The organism is Arthrobacter sp. NA-172, from assembly GCF_043952055.1.
GTDB lineage: Bacteria > Actinomycetota > Actinomycetes > Actinomycetales > Micrococcaceae > Arthrobacter.
In genome coordinates, this window is the sequence record NZ_JBINOT010000001.1 from 1,301,146 (window position 1) to 1,316,746 (window position 15,601).

Below are 15,601 nucleotides of genomic sequence, written 5' to 3' on the forward strand. Positions count from 1 at the left end.
GCAGCAAAACCGGTCCGACGTTAGCGATCTCACAATGCCCGACGGACCGGCCCGTCAGTAGCGCTTGGACGCCTGCGGATGAGCGGCGAGCTCTGCCTCTACGTCAGAGTGGAATCTTTTCTCCACAATGAAGGACATCAGCGGGACAACGCCGCCCAAAGCAAGCAGGATCAGCTTGGTGAACTGCCAGCGCATGAGCGACCACAGCCGGAAGTCGGAGATGAGGTAGAGCACGTACATCCAGCCGTGGACAATCAGCACCGCGATGGAGACATTGACGCCGCCAAGGACGGCTTTGGACTCGGCGTCCGCAAATCCGAAACCGAAGGCCTGCCCGGTGGCTGCGTTCGTGCCCCCGGCGAACAGGTACACGCCAAACACATAGCGCGCAACGAGTTCCGCACACAGAAGCAAGAGCATGGTACCGGTGAGGTAGGCCATGACTTTGTAGAACTTCAGTGCCGAGCGGATCTGGGTGGTGGTTCCGCCGAATCGCCGCTTTTTGGACGAACCGCTCTTTGCGGATCCTTGCGTTGCCGCACTTGGCTTCGCGGCAGTTTCTCCGGACTGTTCGGGCTGGATGGCCGGTTTGGGCTCAATCATGGCTTTACCTGTTCTGGCTTGGTAATTGCTGGCAAATCTTCTGATGGAAAGTCGTCGTCAGGCTCGTCGTCCTCATCTTCGAGGCTGCGCCGGTAGTCATCGGCCACCATGCGCCACCAGACGTAGAGGGCAAATCCTGCAAAGACCACCCATTCCACGGAGTAAAAGAGGTTGAGCCAGTTGATCTGTTGATTTGGCGGCTGTGCCGGGATATCGAGGGGCTTCAGCTGCTCCGGAAGTGCGATGGTCTTGCCCGCTGACACTTCCGATGTCGCGGCGACGAAACCGGGGTAGCTTGAGACTCCCCACGTGTTGATGAGTTCCGCGACCGAAACTGCGGACGCGCGGCCCGCTCCGGCGTCGACGTTTGGCACTGGCGCCTCGGACGGCAGGAGCCGTCCGGTCACTTCGATAGTCCCCGACGGCGGCGGGCCGGCTTGGGCGGGATCGGCGATCCAGCCCCGTGCCACGGGGATCCAGGTCTTCGGTGAAGCGCCGACGCCATGGAGGACGGGGGCGCCGTCGACCGCAAATGCGTTGACTATCCAATAACCTTTTTGCCCGGCCATGAGCCGACCCTCCACGAGAACCTGCTTCGTGGGGTCGTAACTGCCTTTCGCGCTGACCATTTGGTCAGAGACCGAACCCGGGAAAAACGTCCCCGGCTGCAATACACCAGTGAGCGGCTTGACCTGCTCCACCGCGGGGTCGTCAACTGGGACGTCGCTCTGGGTGGATCTGCCGAACTGCCACTGACTGAGCAGCACAAACACCCCGGAGAGCAGGAGCGCGAACACAAGTCCTGCGATCCAGCGGGGCTTCAGAGCGGTTTTTAACACCCTTAAAGGTACTTCGTCAAGCTGTAGAACAGCTAAACGCCATTAGAGTGGGGCAGCAGGGTTCCTACGCGGCGCGGAACGCGACACGAAAGGGCCTGCCCCAATCAGTGGTCGAAGAACACCAAGCTGGAGTTGATCAGTTCGGCGATGACTTCCGGATCGTGGGCACGTCGCAGGGATTCCCGGAATGATTCCTTGGAGAGTGAACGCGCCAGGGTCGCAAGGACTTCCAGGTGGTCCGAGAATGAGCTCGCCGGTGTGGCGATCAGCAGTACCAGGGTGGCCGGTCCGTCGCTGGCGCCGAAGTCCAAGGAGTGGCCGTACTTCGTGACGCCAACAGCAATCGAGACGCGCGAAACGAACTCGCTGCGGGCGTGCGGCAATCCGATGCCGCCGGGAAGCCCCGTGGCCAGTTGGTGCTCCCGGGAGTTGACGTGCTCAAGGAAACCCTCAAGGTCCGTGATCCGTCCCGCGGCGTAGAGCTTCTCCGCGAGCTGGGCTGCAGCATCTGTTTTGTCTGCCGCTTCCATCTCAAGGATGACTGTTTCCGGCGTCGTCAGTTCGGCATCATAAGGGTCCAGTGGTTCCGCCAAGATTGTTTCCCTCCAGTGTGCCCAGCCAAGCTACCGGGGCCGCTCAGCGCAGGGGAACGATGTCATCGACACCCATGCGCGCGGCGTCCGCCGATTCGTCGTCGGGCTGCTGTTGGCTGAGCCGCTCAGCTTCCACCCGGGCCAGGTAGTGCTTGATTTCGCTTTCCCGCTGCGCGTCGCTCCAGCCAAGAATTTCTCCCATCAGCTTAGCGACAACAGGGACCGCGGAAACACCTCTATCCCACGACTCGATCGAGATGCGGGTGCGGCGGGTCAACACATCGTGGACGTGGCGGGCGCCTTCATGCGTGGCGGCATAGACAACCTCTGCCGAAAGATAGTCGTCAGCACCCGGCAGTGGCTCAGCCATGGCCGGGTTGTCTTTGATGATGGCAAGGACTTCCTGGGTCATGGATCCGTAGCGGTTGAGCAGGTGTTCCACCCTGGCGACGTGGACTCCGGCCTCGTCCGCGGCTCTGCCCCGGCGGTTCCACGCGGCCTTGAACCCCTCCGCGCCAAGGAGCGGGATGGTGTCGGTGCAACTCGCGGGCACACGCTCGTCCATGGCCCGGGTTGCTTCGTCCACCGCATCCTTCGCCATGACCCGGTACGTGGTGAACTTGCCGCCGGCGACCACCACCAAGCCCGGAACGGGGTGGGCCACAACGTGTTCACGTGAAAGTTTGGCCGTGGAGTCACTCTCCCCCGCCAGCAACGGACGGAGTCCGGCGTACACGCCCTCGACGTCTTCACGGGTCAGCGGCCGTTTCAGGACCCGGTTGACGTGCTCCAGGACGTAGTCGATGTCCTTGGTGGACGCTGCAGGATGTGCTTTGTCCAGCTTCCAGTCGGTGTCTGTGGTGCCGATGATCCAGTGCCGCCCCCACGGGATCACGAACAGCACGGATTTCTCAGTCCGCAGGATCAAGCCGACCGTGGACTGGAAACGGTCGCGCGGGACCACAAGGTGAATGCCCTTGGAAGCTCGGACCTTGAGCTGGCCGCGATCCGTCACCATGGCCTGGGTCTCGTCGGTCCACACGCCCGTGGCATTCACCACTTGCTTGGCGCGGACTTCGATAATGCTGCCGTCTTCCTGGTTTTCCAGTTTCGCGCCCACAACGCGTTCACCTTCGCGGATAAAGGAAACCACACGCATCCTGTTCACGGCATGCGCCCCGTAGTGCGCCGCCGTACGGACGAGATTGACGACGAGCCTCGCGTCGTCAACTTGTGCATCGTAGTACCGGATGGAACCGACGAACGCGTCGCTCTTCAGGCTCGGGGCTGCTCTCAGCGTTCCGCGCCTGAAGAGGTGTTTGTGCATGGGGACGCCGCGGCTGTGGCCAGAGGTGAGGCCAAGCGTGTCGTAAAGGAGAATGCCCGCACCCACATACGGCCTCTCCCAAAAACGCCGGGTGAGCGGGTACAGGAACGGGACCGGCCGGACAAGGTGCGGAGCGATGACCTGGATCAGCAGGCCACGTTCCTGCAACGCTTCCTGGACCAGTGCGAAATCCAGCATCTCCAAGTAGCGCAGGCCGCCGTGGATCAGCTTCGATGACCTCGACGACGTGCCGGAAGCCCAGTCCCGGGCCTCGACAATGCCCACCGACAGCCCCCGCGTGACTGCGTCCAACGCCGCACCGGCACCCACCACGCCGCCCCCGACAATGAGGATGTCGAGCTCCTGGCCGGGTTCCGCAGTGCCGCGAAGAACGTCGAGTGACCTGCCACGGGCCTGTGGACTCAATGCACCGGCTGATGCATCGCTAGCTTGCGAACCATCTGCAACACTGCTCATCGGACGCCTCCCATTCGCACAAAGTCTTAGTTCCCCAGACTACTTCTTGTGCGCGGGCTTGGGCAGAGCTTTCGTGCGGCGGCTAGCGCGGCCCGAGCGGCCGCTACTGGCCCGAGTAAGGCGAGACGACGACGTCGACCCTCTGGAACTCCTTCAGGTCCGAATACCCGGTGGTGGCCATGGAGCGGCGCAGCGCACCGATCAGGTTGGAGGTGCCATTGGTGTGGTGGCCAGGCCCGAAGAGTACTTCTTCCAGTGGACCGACCGTGCCGACGTTGACCCTGTCGCCTCGGGGCAGCTCAAGGTGGTGGGCCTCCTGTCCCCAGTGCCAGCCCTTGCCGGGTGCTTCTTCAGCACGCGCCAACGCGCTGCCGAGCATGACGGCGTCAGCTCCCATCGCGATGGCCTTGACGATGTCACCTGAAGTGCCCATACCGCCGTCGGCGATCACGTGCACGTAACGACCGCCGGACTCATCCATGTAGTCGCGACGAGCAGCCGCGACGTCGGAAATCGAGGAGGCCATGGGCGAATGAATGCCAAGTGCCCGGCGCGTGGTTGTCGTCGCACCGCCGCCGAAGCCCACCAGGACGCCAGCCGCGCCAGTGCGCATCAGGTGCAGTGCCGGGGTGTAGCCGGCGGCTCCGCCGACGATCACCGGAACGTCGAGTTCGTAGATGAACTGCTTGAGGTTCAGCGGCTCATGGTTCTTGGAAACGTGCTCAGCCGAGACTGTGGTGCCCCGGATGACGAAAATGTCGACGCCGGCAGCAACCACGGTCTTGTAGTGCTCCTGCGTGCGCTGCGGGGTCAGCGCGCCGGCCACGGTGACGCCTGAGGCGCGGATCTCGGCGAGCCTGCTGGTGATCAGTTCGGGCTGGATGGGCGCCTTGTAAAGCTCTTGCATGCGCCGCGTGACCGCGGGGCTGGCCGTCTCATCCTCGAGGGCGGAGATCTCGTCCAGGACCGACTGAGCGTCCTCGTAGCGCGTCCAAAGACCTTCCAGGTCCAGCACGCCCAGACCGCCCAGCCGGCCAAGGGCGATGGCCGTTTCAGGCGACATGGCGGAGTCCATGGGTGCGGCGATCACTGGCATCTCGAACTTGTAGGCATCAATCTGCCAGGAGACGGAAACGTCCTTGGGGTCGCGCGTTCGGCGGTTGGGGACGATCGCGATGTCATCCAGAGAGTAGGCGCGACGCCCACGCTTGCCACGGCCAATCTCAATCTCGTAAGTCACTGCTCTAGGTTATCCCAGTGCGGCGTGATGTCGGCTTTCGCGAAGGCCGGCCGCCGCTGACCGCAGCGGTTTAGCGGAGTGCCGGTGAAGCGAGGCACACGCCAACAACAAACGAGCCCGCCACCTTCATGATGAAAGTGACGGGCAACGCTTGAAACCAACCTTCGGAGGAGTTCCGCCTACCGGGAACCGTAGTTCGGAGCCTCGACGGTCATTTGGATGTCATGCGGGTGGGACTCCTTCAGCCCCGCGGCAGTGATGCGGACGAACTTGCCGCGGGCCTTGAGCTCAGGGATGGTGGGCGCACCGGTGTAGAACATGGTCTGGCGCAAGCCGCCGACCAATTGGTATGCCACCGAGGACAGCGGGCCACGGTATGCGACCCGGCCTTCGATGCCCTCGGGAATGAGTTTGTCATCGCCCGAAACGTCTGCCTGGAAATAACGGTCCTTGGAGTACGACGTGTTCTTGCCGCGGGACTGCATGGCACCGAGCGACCCCATTCCGCGGTAGCTCTTGAACTGCTTGCCATTGACGAAGATCAGCTCTCCCGGCGATTCATCACAACCAGCCAGCAAAGAACCGAGCATGACAGTGTCGGCGCCTGCCACGAGGGCCTTGCCGATATCGCCCGAGTACTGCAGGCCGCCGTCGGCGATCAGCGGGACACCGGCGGGGATGGCCGCTTTGGAGGACTCGTAGATCGCCGTGATCTGCGGGACGCCCACACCGGCCACAACGCGCGTGGTGCAGATGGAGCCGGGGCCGACGCCCACCTTGATACCGTCGGCGCCCGCGTCGATCAATGCCTGGGCGCCTTCACGGGTTGCGGCCTGGCCGCCGATGATGTCCACATGCGCGGCAACGGGATCGGACTTCAGGCGCGTGATCATGTCAAGCACACCTTGGGAGTGGCCGTTGGCGGTGTCGACGAACAATGCGTCGACGCCGGCGTCGATCAGCGTCATGGCGCGCTCCCAGCCATCGCCGAAGAACCCGATGGCGGCGCCCACGCGGAGGCGGCCTCCTTCGTCCTTCGTGGCGAGCGGGTACTGCTCGGCCTTGGTGAAGTCCTTGGTGGTGATAAGGCCCTTGAGGCGTCCCTGCTCGTCAACTAGCGGCAGCTTCTCGATCTTGTTGGTGGCCAGCTTGTGCGAGGCTTCTTCGCGGCTGATTCCGACGTGGCCGGTGATGAGGGGCATCTTGGTCATGACATCGCTGACAAGGCGCAGCGGGAAATCGGATTCCGGCACAAAGCGGGTGTCCCGGTTGGTGACGATGCCGAGCAGGCGGCCATCCGGGTCGATGACGGGCAGGCCGGAGACCCGGTAACGCGAACACAGTTCATCCAGTTCCCGCAGGGTAGCCTCCGGGTGGATGGTCAGGGGGTTGGTGATCATCCCTGACTCGGAGCGCTTGACGCGGTCAACGTGGTCCGCCTGGTCTTCGACTGACAGGTTGCGGTGGATCACGCCAAGACCGCCCTGGCGGGCCATGGCGATGGCCATGCGGGACTCGGTCACGGTGTCCATGGCCGCCGACAGGAGTGGCGTCTGGACCGAAATACGCTTGGAGATCCGGGAAGAGGTATCGGCCTCCGACGGAATGACGTTGGTGTGGCCCGGCAACAGCAGGACGTCGTCATATGTCAGGCCGACAAAGCCAAAGGGATCGTGTTCGGGCTGGGTCATGAGTGCGCCTCTTACCTTGGTTCTTGGGGTTGCTCTGGTAGGGGTTGCAGCTGATGACCAGCCCGTCATTACGGGACTGGCCTGTGCAGAAAGATTCTGAATTAATAGTAGAACCTCGCCGCCGATCCCCATATTCCGCATAGGCAATGTGAGCAACGGCACCTGCAGCGTCCCGACGTCGGGACGCTTGGCCCGAGTACTTTAGCTCCACCCGGTGGCGGCCATGAACGCCTTCTCGAAGTAAGGAGTCAACGTCTTCATGTACGTGCCGGTCACGTGGTTGTCGTCCTTGTAGACCATCACGTTGCCAATCACGGCCGGACAGTTTGAATCCGGGCAGAAGTATTTGGAGAGATCCAGGAACTTCGTGTCAGGCAATTCTCCGGCCACCGCGGCAGTCGGAGAGTCCTCCAAGTAGATTGCGTCACGTTGTGAACCACAGGCAACGTATGCCCCGGGGGTCTTCTCGAGGCAGGCGGGAACTGGTTGCGCCGGACGCGGGGTATCTCGGAAGGCAACTACCTGGATACCCGCGTCATTCAAGGTCTTCACTTCCGAAACCCATGAAGGATCAAGCCGCTCGGGCACGTTGCTCTGCGCATTCGTGCGCGTGCTCGTGGTGACCACAACGTCCGGCTTCATCTTCAGGACTTCTGCGAGCGTGGCCTTGTTGAAATCAACACAGCTCTGGGTAATGTCTGCCGCAGTGTCCTCGCCAAGCGGGCAGTATCCCTTGGTGATGGAGGTAAGGCTCCAATTATTCTGCTTGGCCATGGTGATAAGCGGAGTGTTCAGCACATGGGCGTGGGAACTGCCAATGACCACCACCGACTTTGTCCCGTTCGTAATCCCATTGGTGCATCGGTTGACGAAGTCATTCGGATCACCGACCGACTTGCATGCGCTCGGGAAGACGGGCCAGTCAGCATCTACGGCCGTCATGGTTGGCACCAGGGGCACACTCGGATCGGGGGTGTAGACGAAAGCCCCGCCAACGGCAGCTGCACCCGGGTTGCGGGCGTCCATGTTTGCTATCAGAGTCTTGTTTGTCTGGTCGATCTGGAAGCGCCATCCGGCCAAGGGGACCACTGCAACCGCCAGGGCGGCAACCATGGCAATCACGCTTCGGCGCCGGTTGGCCTCAGGCCACTTCCATTCGCGCCAGGGCTTCTCGATGAACTTGGTGGTCAATATCGCCAGAATCATGGCCGCAAGAATGATGACCGTGCCGGACAACCAACCAGCGTGGCTCTTCCCCGACCAAGCCAGGTAAATAACCAGCATGGGCCAGTGCCACAGATATAGCGCGTAAGAGTTGTTACCCATACGAACCAGCGGCTTGGAACTGAGAATACGGTCGACGCCGAACTTACTCTGGGTCTGACCAGCCGCGATGACCGCTGCTGCTGCCATTGTGGGCCACAAGGCAGTGAAGCCGGGAAAGGCTTCCTCGACTTGAAGGAGGATTCCGCAACTGAGCATGGCAATGATGCCGAGCCAGCCCAAGACCACCGCTGCCTTCCTCGGAATCTTCAGCGACGGCAAGAAAAGGGCCAGAAGCGTGCCCAAAGCAAATTCCCACAACCGTGCCGGCGTTGAGAAGTACGCCTGCGCTTGGTCCGTGGCCGTGAAAACGACGGAAAAGGCCAGGGAAACGAGGAAAATCGCACCGAAAATGTAGCGAAGCAACGGAATATAGGCTAGCTTGAACCGCTTTGCGAGCAAACCTGCCCCAACAAGGATGAGTGGCCAAAGAATGAAGACCTGCCCCTGGATGGACAACGACCAGAAGTGCTGGAGGGGACTGGCCAAACTGTGGTCAGCCGCGTAGTAGTCAACCGCTTGTGACTGGAGCAAGAAGTTTTCGACGTAGAAGAGCGAAGCCCAGCCCTGCTGAATTGTGTCCATCCACCGGGTGGCCGGCATAAAGAAGTAAGTCGCCACCAGGGTTCCAACGATGACAGTCACCGCCGCCGGAAGAAGCCGCCGGAAAAGGTGGAGCCAGTGCTTAAGCAGCGCTGTCGACTGACCCTTGGCGTAACGCCGGGTGAATTGCAGGGTCATGAGAAATGCCGAGACAAGCAAGAAAACGTCGACACCGCCGGAAACCCGGCCGAACCATATGTGGTACGTGACAACCATGAGGACGGCCACAGAACGAAGTCCCTGGATTTCGGGCCGAAACGTAGATTTAGCCGTCGATTTTGGCGTCCCGCTTTGGTGCCGGGAAGGCACCATTGCGCGCGTGGTTGTCAAAGTCTTGCCTCCAGGGTGCTCACACGAACCCTCTATGTTACTGATTCGTAATCTTCATCGCCAATTGAGTCCGTGTTCAATTTGAGACCGTGTTCAATCAACTTCATTCACTCCATTAGGTCACCCCCTGCTGAGAGTTCCCGGGGCGTTGGCTGGGCCAAAGCTCCGCGCTCGGCAGTAAAAAGCAGGAGGTCCGGCCCCCGAATGGGGACCGGACCTCCTTCAATCAGTAGCCAGGGTTAGTGGCTGTGACCTGCGTGCTCGTCTTCCTCGGCCGGCTTCTCGACAACCAGGGTCTCAGTGGTGAGAACCAGGGCTGCGATGGATGCGGCGTTCTGGAGCGCAGAACGGGTGACCTTGACGGGATCGATCACGCCAGCGGCGATCAGGTCCTCGTACACACCGGATTTGGCGTTGAAACCGTGGTTGTCTTCGAGCTCGGCAACCTTGGCGACGACGACGTAGCCGTCGAAGCCGGCGTTCTGGGCGATCCAGCGCAGCGGCTGGGTCAGGGCGCGGCGGACGATCCCGACGGCGGCAGCCGCGTCGCCTTCCAGGGCCTTGACTGCGCTGTCCTCGTCCAGGGCCTTAAGGGCGTGGATGAGGGCAGAGCCACCGCCGGAGACGATGCCTTCTTCAAGAGCAGCACGCGTGGAGGACACTGCGTCCTCGATGCGGTGCTTCTTTTCCTTGAGCTCAACCTCAGTGGCTGCGCCAACCTTGATGACGCCGATGCCACCGGCCAGCTTGGCGAGCCGTTCCTGCAGCTTTTCCCGGTCCCAATCAGAATCGGTGCGGGTCAGCTCGGCGCGGAGCTGGGATACGCGTGCCGCGACATCCTCAGCCGTGCCGGCGCCGTCAACGATGGTGGTGTTGTCCTTGGTGACGGTAATGCGGCGGGCAGTACCGAGGACCTCGAGGCCAACCTGGTCCAGGGACAAGCCGAGCTCCTGGGAGACAACCTGTGCACCGGTCAGCGTAGCGATGTCCTGCAGCATGGCCTTCCGGCGGTCACCGAAGCCCGGGGCCTTGACGGCAACGACGTTCAGGGTGCCGCGGATACGGTTCACGATCAGCGTGGACAATGCTTCGCCGTCGATGTCCTCAGCAATGATGAAGAGCGGCTTGGCAGCCTGGAGGGCCTTCTCCAGGAGCGGCAGGAATTCCTGCAGCGAGGAGATCTTGCCCTGGTTGATCAGGATGAGCGCGTCTTCCAGGACAGCTTCCTGGCGTTCTGCGTCAGTGACGAAGTACGGGGACAGGTAGCCCTTGTCGAACTGCATGCCCTCGGTGAGGACCAGTTCGGTCTGAGTGGTGGAGGACTCTTCGATGGTGATGACACCATCCTTGCCGACCTTGCCGAAGGCCTCGGCCAGAAGCTCACCAACCTCATCGCTCTGGGCGGAGATCGCGGCAACGTTGGCAACCTGGGTGCCTTCTACTTCGCGGGCGTTGGCGAGGAGGCGAGCGGCAACAGCCTCGACAGAGACCTCGATGCCGCGCTTGATTTCGCCGGGGGCGGCTCCTGCGGCAACGTTGCGCAGGCCTTCCTTGACAAGCGCCTGTGCGAGCACGGTAGCCGTGGTGGTGCCGTCGCCTGCGACGTCGTTGGTCTTGGTGGCGACTTCCTTGGCCAGCTGGGCGCCAAGGTTCTCATACGGGTCGTCGAGTTCGACTTCGCGTGCGATGGTCACGCCGTCGTTGGTGATGGTGGGAGCTCCCCACTTCTTGTCCAGAACGACGTTGCGGCCACGCGGGCCAAGGGTGACCTTGACGGTGTTGGCGAGCTTGTCAATGCCTGCTTCGAGCGAGCGACGGGCAGCGTCGTTAAACGCAAGCTGCTTTGCCATGGTTGTGTCCTTTCAAGACGGAAAACCCGCACCGCTGATTCAGTCGGAAGAGTTCCAACCCAATCTGCGGTGCGGGATTCCAGGAGATTACTTAACGACGATTGCCAGAACGTCGCGGGCGGACAGAACGAGGTATTCGCTGCCACCGGTCTTGACTTCAGTTCCGCCGTACTTGGAGTAGATGACGACGTCACCAACGGTTACATCGACGGGCACGCGGTTGCCGTTGTCATCGAAGCGGCCGGGGCCAACTGCAACAACTTCGCCTTCCTGCGGCTTTTCCTGTGCAGTGTCCGGGATGACCAGGCCGGAAGCCGTGGTCTGCTCTGCTTCGAGCGGGCGGACAACAATGCGATCCTCGAGAGGCTTAATGGAGACCGACACTCGGATCTCTCCTTTACGTGAGGTAGTACATGGACTATCGAACCAGGGGTGCCGAGGCGGGCTTACCGTCGTCGCGGTGCCGGTAAGTGCCTGGCGGCATGATTAGCACCCGCCTAGGGAGAGTGCTAACCAAGACTCTATGTAAGCATTAGCACTCGGTCAAGGCGAGTGCCAGAATTTCGTCCTCGGTGAAAGGCGGCAGGACGCATTTCCGGCTCAAGCAGTTCATTGTCCGGCGAGGTCGTCGAAGTCCACGTCCTCGCCGTCGTCGTACTCTTCCTTCGGTGCAGTCCCGCGGTTCAGGTAAAGCACCACCGCACCGGCGAGGGCAACGACGCCGGACACCACCAATCCGATGATCGTCCCGATGCGGACGCCCGCGTAGGTGTCGCGGATGTCGCGGGCCTCGTCCGTGGCGTCCTGGACGCTCTTTCCGGTCATCGAATAAGTAGCGGCGTTGAAGGAGTCAAGAATGAAAATGATGATCAGGAGCGCGATGCAGACAACCGCAATCGAGGCACCTGCAATGAGCGCAGGACGGGCGTACCTGGAAAGCTTTCCGGCGAAGGGACGTTGATCGGGGGCGGAGGGAGAACCATTGGCGTCGTCAGGCTGGCGTACTGGGTTGTCTTCCATGGAATCAACCCTAGCCGCCTGAGCGGACCTGAAGGCGCTTAGTTCCCTCTCCGCCGCGTATGACGGACGAGCACTAGGCTAGTTCCCATGGCTGACACACCCCCGGACCAGATTGCCCCCTTGCTGACAACAGAGGGTTGGGAACTGCTGGCATCCTTGGGACCGTATAAGGAGAGCGAAGCGTATGCCCTGAATGCGCAGCTCCGTAAAGACGGCCACTCCCCCGGACTGGTGGCCGCCGTACTCACCCAGTTCAGGCTCCGCACGCGGGCCGAAGCGAAGTTCGGCGAATTTGCGCGCCAGATGCTCTTCACCCAGGCCGGACTGGAACAGGCAACGCGGCTCAATGTGGCGGCCAGGCACGCCGAACGCTTCGCCAAGGCAGGTACGCAGCACGTAGCGGACCTCGGCTGCGGACTCGGAGCCGACTCGATGGCCATAGCCTCCATGGACATCAAGGTCACTGCCGTGGAAATGGATGAGACCACCGCGGCCTGCGCCACCATCAACCTCATGTCCTTCCCGCACGCAACGGTGGTGCACGCCGATGCCGCGTCGGTTCCCCTCGACGGTATCGACGGTGTGTGGCTCGATCCTGCGCGCCGCACGACGTCGTCGTCGGGAACCAAGCGGATCTGGGATCCGGAGGCCTTCTCGCCGCCGTTGTCCTTCGTTGAATCATTGGCCGCTACGGGCAAGTCTGTCGGGGTCAAGATGGGCCCGGGCATGCCGCACGAATCAGTTCCGGCCGGCTGCGAGGCACAGTGGGTTTCGGTGGGAGGAGACGTCACCGAGGTGACACTGTGGTTCAACGACGTCGCGCGCCCCGGCATCCGCCGCGCCGCTTTGGTCCTCGGGTCGCAGGGCGCGGCCGAGATCACCAGCGGCGAAGACTTCGACGGCGGCCCGGTACCCGACGTCGGGCCTGTTGAGGGGTACCTCTACGAACCGGACGGCGCGGTGATCCGCGCAGGTTTGGTTGCCGACATCGCGCTCCGGTTGGGCGGACACCTGGTGGACGAGCACATCGCGTACATCTGCGCGCCGGTCCTGACGGAGACCCCCTTCGCCCGCGCCTACAAGGTCCTGGAAGTCATGCCATACAACGTCAAGACCCTCAAGGCGTGGGTGAAGGCCAATGGCGTCGGTGTCCTGGACATCAAGAAACGCGGCACGTCCGTCACTCCCGAGGAACTGCGGAAACAGTTGCTGCCGGCAGGAAAAGGCTCGTCGAAAGCGCATGGCAACAAGACAGCTACCCTGGTCCTCACCAGGATCGGCGAAGAACGGGTGACCGTTGTGGTGGAGCCGGTAGCTTCCTGAGCCCGCCCTACTGGGCGCGAGTGAATTCCTCGGCCGCCGCCACTTGCTCCGGCGTCGGCGTGATCCCCGTGTACAGCACGAACTGTTCCAGCGCCTGGATGGTGGCCACTTCCGCGCCGCTGATCACGGCCTTCCCCGCCGCGCGGCCGGCCTTGATGAGCGGCGTCTCCGCAGGGAGCGCGACGACGTCGAACACCACGCGCGCCGCCGCCACCGCTTCCTCGGGGAAGGACAGTGAGCCGGCCTCCGGTCCACCGGCCATGCCGATCGGCGTGACGTTGACGATAACGTCCGCCGTCGAATCCCCTACGTCGGACTGCCAGCCGAAGCCGTAGAGTCCCGCGAGGGATTTCCCGAGCTTTTCGTTCCTTGCAACAACCGTGACCCGCGAGAATCCGGCGTCGCGGAAGGCCGCCGCGGTGGCCTTGGCCATCCCACCGGAGCCTCGGAGCAGCACGGAGGACGCGGGGGCGATCGCATTGCGCTCGATCAACTGGGCAATCGCCGTGTAGTCCGTGTTATAGGCCGTCAGCACCCCGGCGTCGTTCACGATCGTGTTGACCGAGTCGATTGCGGCCGCCGAGGCGTCCATGCGGTCCACGAGGGCGATGACGTCTTCCTTGTACGGCATCGAAACGGCGCAGCCGCGGATGCCCAGGCCGCGCACGCCCGCGATCGCGTTCGCCAAGTCCGTGGGGGCAAAGGCCTTGTAGATCCAGTTCAGGCCGAGCGCCTCGTAGAGGAAGTTGTGGAAACGTGTCCCGTTATTGCTGGGCCGGGCAGAGAGAGAAATACAGAGCGTCATGTCTTTATTGAGGATCGGCATAACGGGACTTCCTTCACGTAGCGGGTTCTCTGCCCAGCCTAGACGGGGAGCTAGCCTTGGCGCGCCTTGAAGCGCGGATTCAGCTTGTTAATGACATAGGTGCGTCCGCGCCGGCGAACCACCTGCGCCCCGGGGACCTTCTTGAGCGCGCGCAACGAATTCCTGACTTTCACGGGGTTCTCCTTCTCGGGTTTTGATTTGTTGGATTGCGGCTTTGTCCCACCGATGCTGGATCTCGGCTAAAGGGCGGATTCGAGTTCAAAAGGGTCTTCGAGCCCGGCGAAGCCGAGCCGCATCTCCGCTTCGCTCAGCGCGCATCCGTCCAGGAGTGCCCGGATTTCGGCGGCGTCGAGGTCCTCCTCCCGTCCGGTCACGGCCAGTACCGTGCCCCGGTCGCCGAAGCGGGGGTGCCAGTCGAGAACGGCGTCGACGTCGTGGAGTCCGTTTCCGTGCTGCAGGCCCTTGCCGCTGAGGACAGGGCCGGTGCCGGCGTCCGCGAGCCACTCGCCTGTGCTCTCGAGCCAGACCCGGGGTCCGATTCCCTGAACGGCGATCCGGACTTTGGCAGCCGAGGCAATCCACAAGCGGCCCCTCATCCAGTGGCACCCCTCGGCCAACTTGGGCAGCGCCTCCTGGAATCGGCCTGGATGAAGGGGTCGCTCCACTTTGTGGAGTACGGTCCGGAAACTCCCCGACTCTTCCTCGAGGGGAACCCTCACGGAACCGCGACGAACCCTGGCGAGAGCCTCGGCGCCGTCATAGCAGCCGGGCCGGAAGTCGTCGTCGCTCGCGGAAATGGCGGCGTGTGGCGCAAGCTGCCCAAGCAGTTCCAGCCCTTGGGCCCAAGCCTCGCTTGCGTCCGGGCGCAAGCCCGCCAACTCCGCCCCAAGTCCGGCGTGCACCATGACGGTATCCGCGTGGCCCAATTCCCCGATGAGAAATTCTCCGCTGGTGCGCTCATCCTCCGGCATGGCCGTGAAGCCGGATTCATACAGGGTGTGCTTGTCCCAGATGTGGTCTTCCAGCCCGGAGGGATCGATCGCCAACACGGCATTGTCGATGACGGCGGGCCGTTCCAGTCCACGCTTGAGTTCCGCCACCGCCATGTCCACGGAGACGCCGGGAGGCAGGCCGAGGACGATGTGGTCATGACCCGAGGACGCGAGGCGTTCCGCCGTCGGGACAACATCGAGGCGGACCGTGCAGCTGAGGCAGCCGTGCTCCAAGGCGGTTTGCGCCTGCTCCACCAGTTGCCCATTGCGGAAGATCCTTCGCAAAACGATGGATCCGTCCAGGAGGTCGTGCAGGACCACGACCGAATCGCGATGGGTCCGCCCAAGCCTGGTGGTGGCTGCTTCGCGGCATTGGCTGTCCAGTGAGCTGACAACAGAAAGATGCATGCCAAACATTTTATATGCAAATCATTCTCATTAGCAAGACGGGCAATGCGCTGGATTTCCCCTCCACCCGGCGCCGTATCGCCCCTGCACTAGACTTGAGCCAACCTCTGACGGGCCTACACCGGCGTCGATCAAGGGATCTTGGCATATCATCGA

General features: G+C 62.4%; 14 protein-coding genes. 1 reads left to right on the top strand and 13 read right to left on the bottom strand.

The genetic code is table 11. The features are described 5' to 3' along the window. Positions 1-54 precede the first annotated feature (54 nt). The 10 genes from ACF0H6_RS06490 to ACF0H6_RS06535 form a co-directional block, all read right to left on the bottom strand. Positions 55-603, bottom strand: a complete 549-nt coding sequence (locus ACF0H6_RS06490; RefSeq protein WP_395248921.1) for a DUF3817 domain-containing protein — start codon at positions 601-603, stop codon at positions 55-57. Continuing rightward, positions 600-1,442 (bottom strand): SURF1 family protein, encoded by an 843-nt coding sequence (locus ACF0H6_RS06495; RefSeq protein WP_395248922.1) that lies wholly within the window; start codon positions 1,440-1,442, stop codon positions 600-602. The genes ACF0H6_RS06490 and ACF0H6_RS06495 overlap by 4 nt, the downstream gene beginning before the upstream one ends. A gap of 104 nt (positions 1,443-1,546) precedes the next feature. Continuing rightward, positions 1,547-2,035: a PTS sugar transporter subunit IIA gene (locus ACF0H6_RS06500; RefSeq protein ID WP_395248923.1), complete on the bottom strand. Its 489-nt coding sequence runs from the start codon at positions 2,033-2,035 to the stop codon at positions 1,547-1,549. A gap of 43 nt (positions 2,036-2,078) precedes the next feature. Beyond that, a complete protein-coding gene (locus tag ACF0H6_RS06505; protein WP_395248924.1) occupies positions 2,079-3,839 on the bottom strand; it encodes a glycerol-3-phosphate dehydrogenase/oxidase in 1,761 nt (586 codons plus the stop codon). A 103-nt stretch (positions 3,840-3,942) separates the two neighbouring features. Continuing rightward, positions 3,943-5,079 (bottom strand): GuaB3 family IMP dehydrogenase-related protein, encoded by a 1,137-nt coding sequence (locus ACF0H6_RS06510; protein WP_395248925.1) that lies wholly within the window; start codon positions 5,077-5,079, stop codon positions 3,943-3,945. A 179-nt stretch (positions 5,080-5,258) separates the two neighbouring features. Further along, on the bottom strand, positions 5,259-6,770 hold the full coding sequence (gene guaB, locus ACF0H6_RS06515) for an IMP dehydrogenase (protein ID WP_395248926.1): 1,512 nt from the start codon (positions 6,768-6,770) through the stop codon (positions 5,259-5,261). Positions 6,771-6,971: 201 nt separating this feature from the next. Continuing rightward, positions 6,972-9,008 carry an acyltransferase family protein gene (locus ACF0H6_RS06520; RefSeq protein WP_395249897.1) on the bottom strand — a complete coding sequence of 679 codons (2,037 nt, stop codon included), beginning with the start codon at positions 9,006-9,008 and terminating at the stop codon, positions 6,972-6,974. A 257-nt stretch (positions 9,009-9,265) separates the two neighbouring features. Beyond that, positions 9,266-10,876, bottom strand: a complete 1,611-nt coding sequence (gene groL / locus ACF0H6_RS06525; RefSeq protein WP_395248927.1) for a chaperonin GroEL — start codon at positions 10,874-10,876, stop codon at positions 9,266-9,268. Positions 10,877-10,963: 87 nt separating this feature from the next. Further along, positions 10,964-11,260, bottom strand: a complete 297-nt coding sequence (groES, locus tag ACF0H6_RS06530) for a co-chaperone GroES (protein ID WP_133202308.1) — start codon at positions 11,258-11,260, stop codon at positions 10,964-10,966. 225 nt (positions 11,261-11,485) lie between these two features. Further along, positions 11,486-11,896: a hypothetical protein gene (locus ACF0H6_RS06535; RefSeq protein ID WP_395248928.1), complete on the bottom strand. Its 411-nt coding sequence runs from the start codon at positions 11,894-11,896 to the stop codon at positions 11,486-11,488. An 87-nt stretch (positions 11,897-11,983) separates the two neighbouring features. On the opposite strand from ACF0H6_RS06535, the gene ACF0H6_RS06540 reads away from it, so the two are divergent. Continuing rightward, complete coding sequence (locus tag ACF0H6_RS06540) at positions 11,984-13,219, top strand: SAM-dependent methyltransferase (RefSeq protein ID WP_395248929.1); 1,236 nt, start codon at positions 11,984-11,986, stop codon at positions 13,217-13,219. 7 nt (positions 13,220-13,226) lie between these two features. Here the strand turns inward: ACF0H6_RS06540 and ACF0H6_RS06545 are convergent, their stop codons facing one another. The 3 genes from ACF0H6_RS06545 to ACF0H6_RS06555 all read right to left on the bottom strand — a co-directional run bounded on the left by ACF0H6_RS06545 (position 13,227) and on the right by ACF0H6_RS06555 (position 15,445). Further along, positions 13,227-14,045, bottom strand: a complete 819-nt coding sequence (locus tag ACF0H6_RS06545) for a shikimate 5-dehydrogenase (RefSeq protein WP_395248930.1) — start codon at positions 14,043-14,045, stop codon at positions 13,227-13,229. 50 nt (positions 14,046-14,095) lie between these two features. After that, positions 14,096-14,218, bottom strand: a complete 123-nt coding sequence (ykgO, locus tag ACF0H6_RS06550; protein WP_395248931.1) for a type B 50S ribosomal protein L36 — start codon at positions 14,216-14,218, stop codon at positions 14,096-14,098. A 66-nt stretch (positions 14,219-14,284) separates the two neighbouring features. Next, positions 14,285-15,445, bottom strand: a complete 1,161-nt coding sequence (locus tag ACF0H6_RS06555; protein WP_395248932.1) for a GTP-binding protein — start codon at positions 15,443-15,445, stop codon at positions 14,285-14,287. Positions 15,446-15,601: the final 156 nt, after the last annotated feature.

What these genes read in the sequence shown, in the direction of transcription:
- ACF0H6_RS06490 (WP_395248921.1), bottom strand. Translation starts at nt 603, where the DNA reads ATGATTGAGCCCAAACCGGCCATCCAGCCCGAACAGTCCGGAGAAACT.
- ACF0H6_RS06505 (WP_395248924.1), bottom strand. Translation starts at nt 3,839, where the DNA reads ATGAGCAGTGTTGCAGATGGTTCGCAAGCTAGCGATGCATCAGCCGGT.
- guaB (WP_395248926.1), bottom strand. Translation starts at nt 6,770, where the DNA reads ATGACCCAGCCCGAACACGATCCCTTTGGCTTTGTCGGCCTGACATAT.
- ACF0H6_RS06520 (WP_395249897.1), bottom strand. Translation starts at nt 9,008, where the DNA reads ATGGTGCCTTCCCGGCACCAAAGCGGGACGCCAAAATCGACGGCTAAA.
- groL (WP_395248927.1), bottom strand. Translation starts at nt 10,876, where the DNA reads ATGGCAAAGCAGCTTGCGTTTAACGACGCTGCCCGTCGCTCGCTCGAA.
- ACF0H6_RS06535 (WP_395248928.1), bottom strand. Translation starts at nt 11,896, where the DNA reads ATGGAAGACAACCCAGTACGCCAGCCTGACGACGCCAATGGTTCTCCC.
- ACF0H6_RS06540 (WP_395248929.1), top strand. Translation starts at nt 11,984, where the DNA reads ATGGCTGACACACCCCCGGACCAGATTGCCCCCTTGCTGACAACAGAG.
- ACF0H6_RS06545 (WP_395248930.1), bottom strand. Translation starts at nt 14,045, where the DNA reads ATGCCGATCCTCAATAAAGACATGACGCTCTGTATTTCTCTCTCTGCC.
- ACF0H6_RS06555 (WP_395248932.1), bottom strand. Translation starts at nt 15,445, where the DNA reads ATGCATCTTTCTGTTGTCAGCTCACTGGACAGCCAATGCCGCGAAGCA.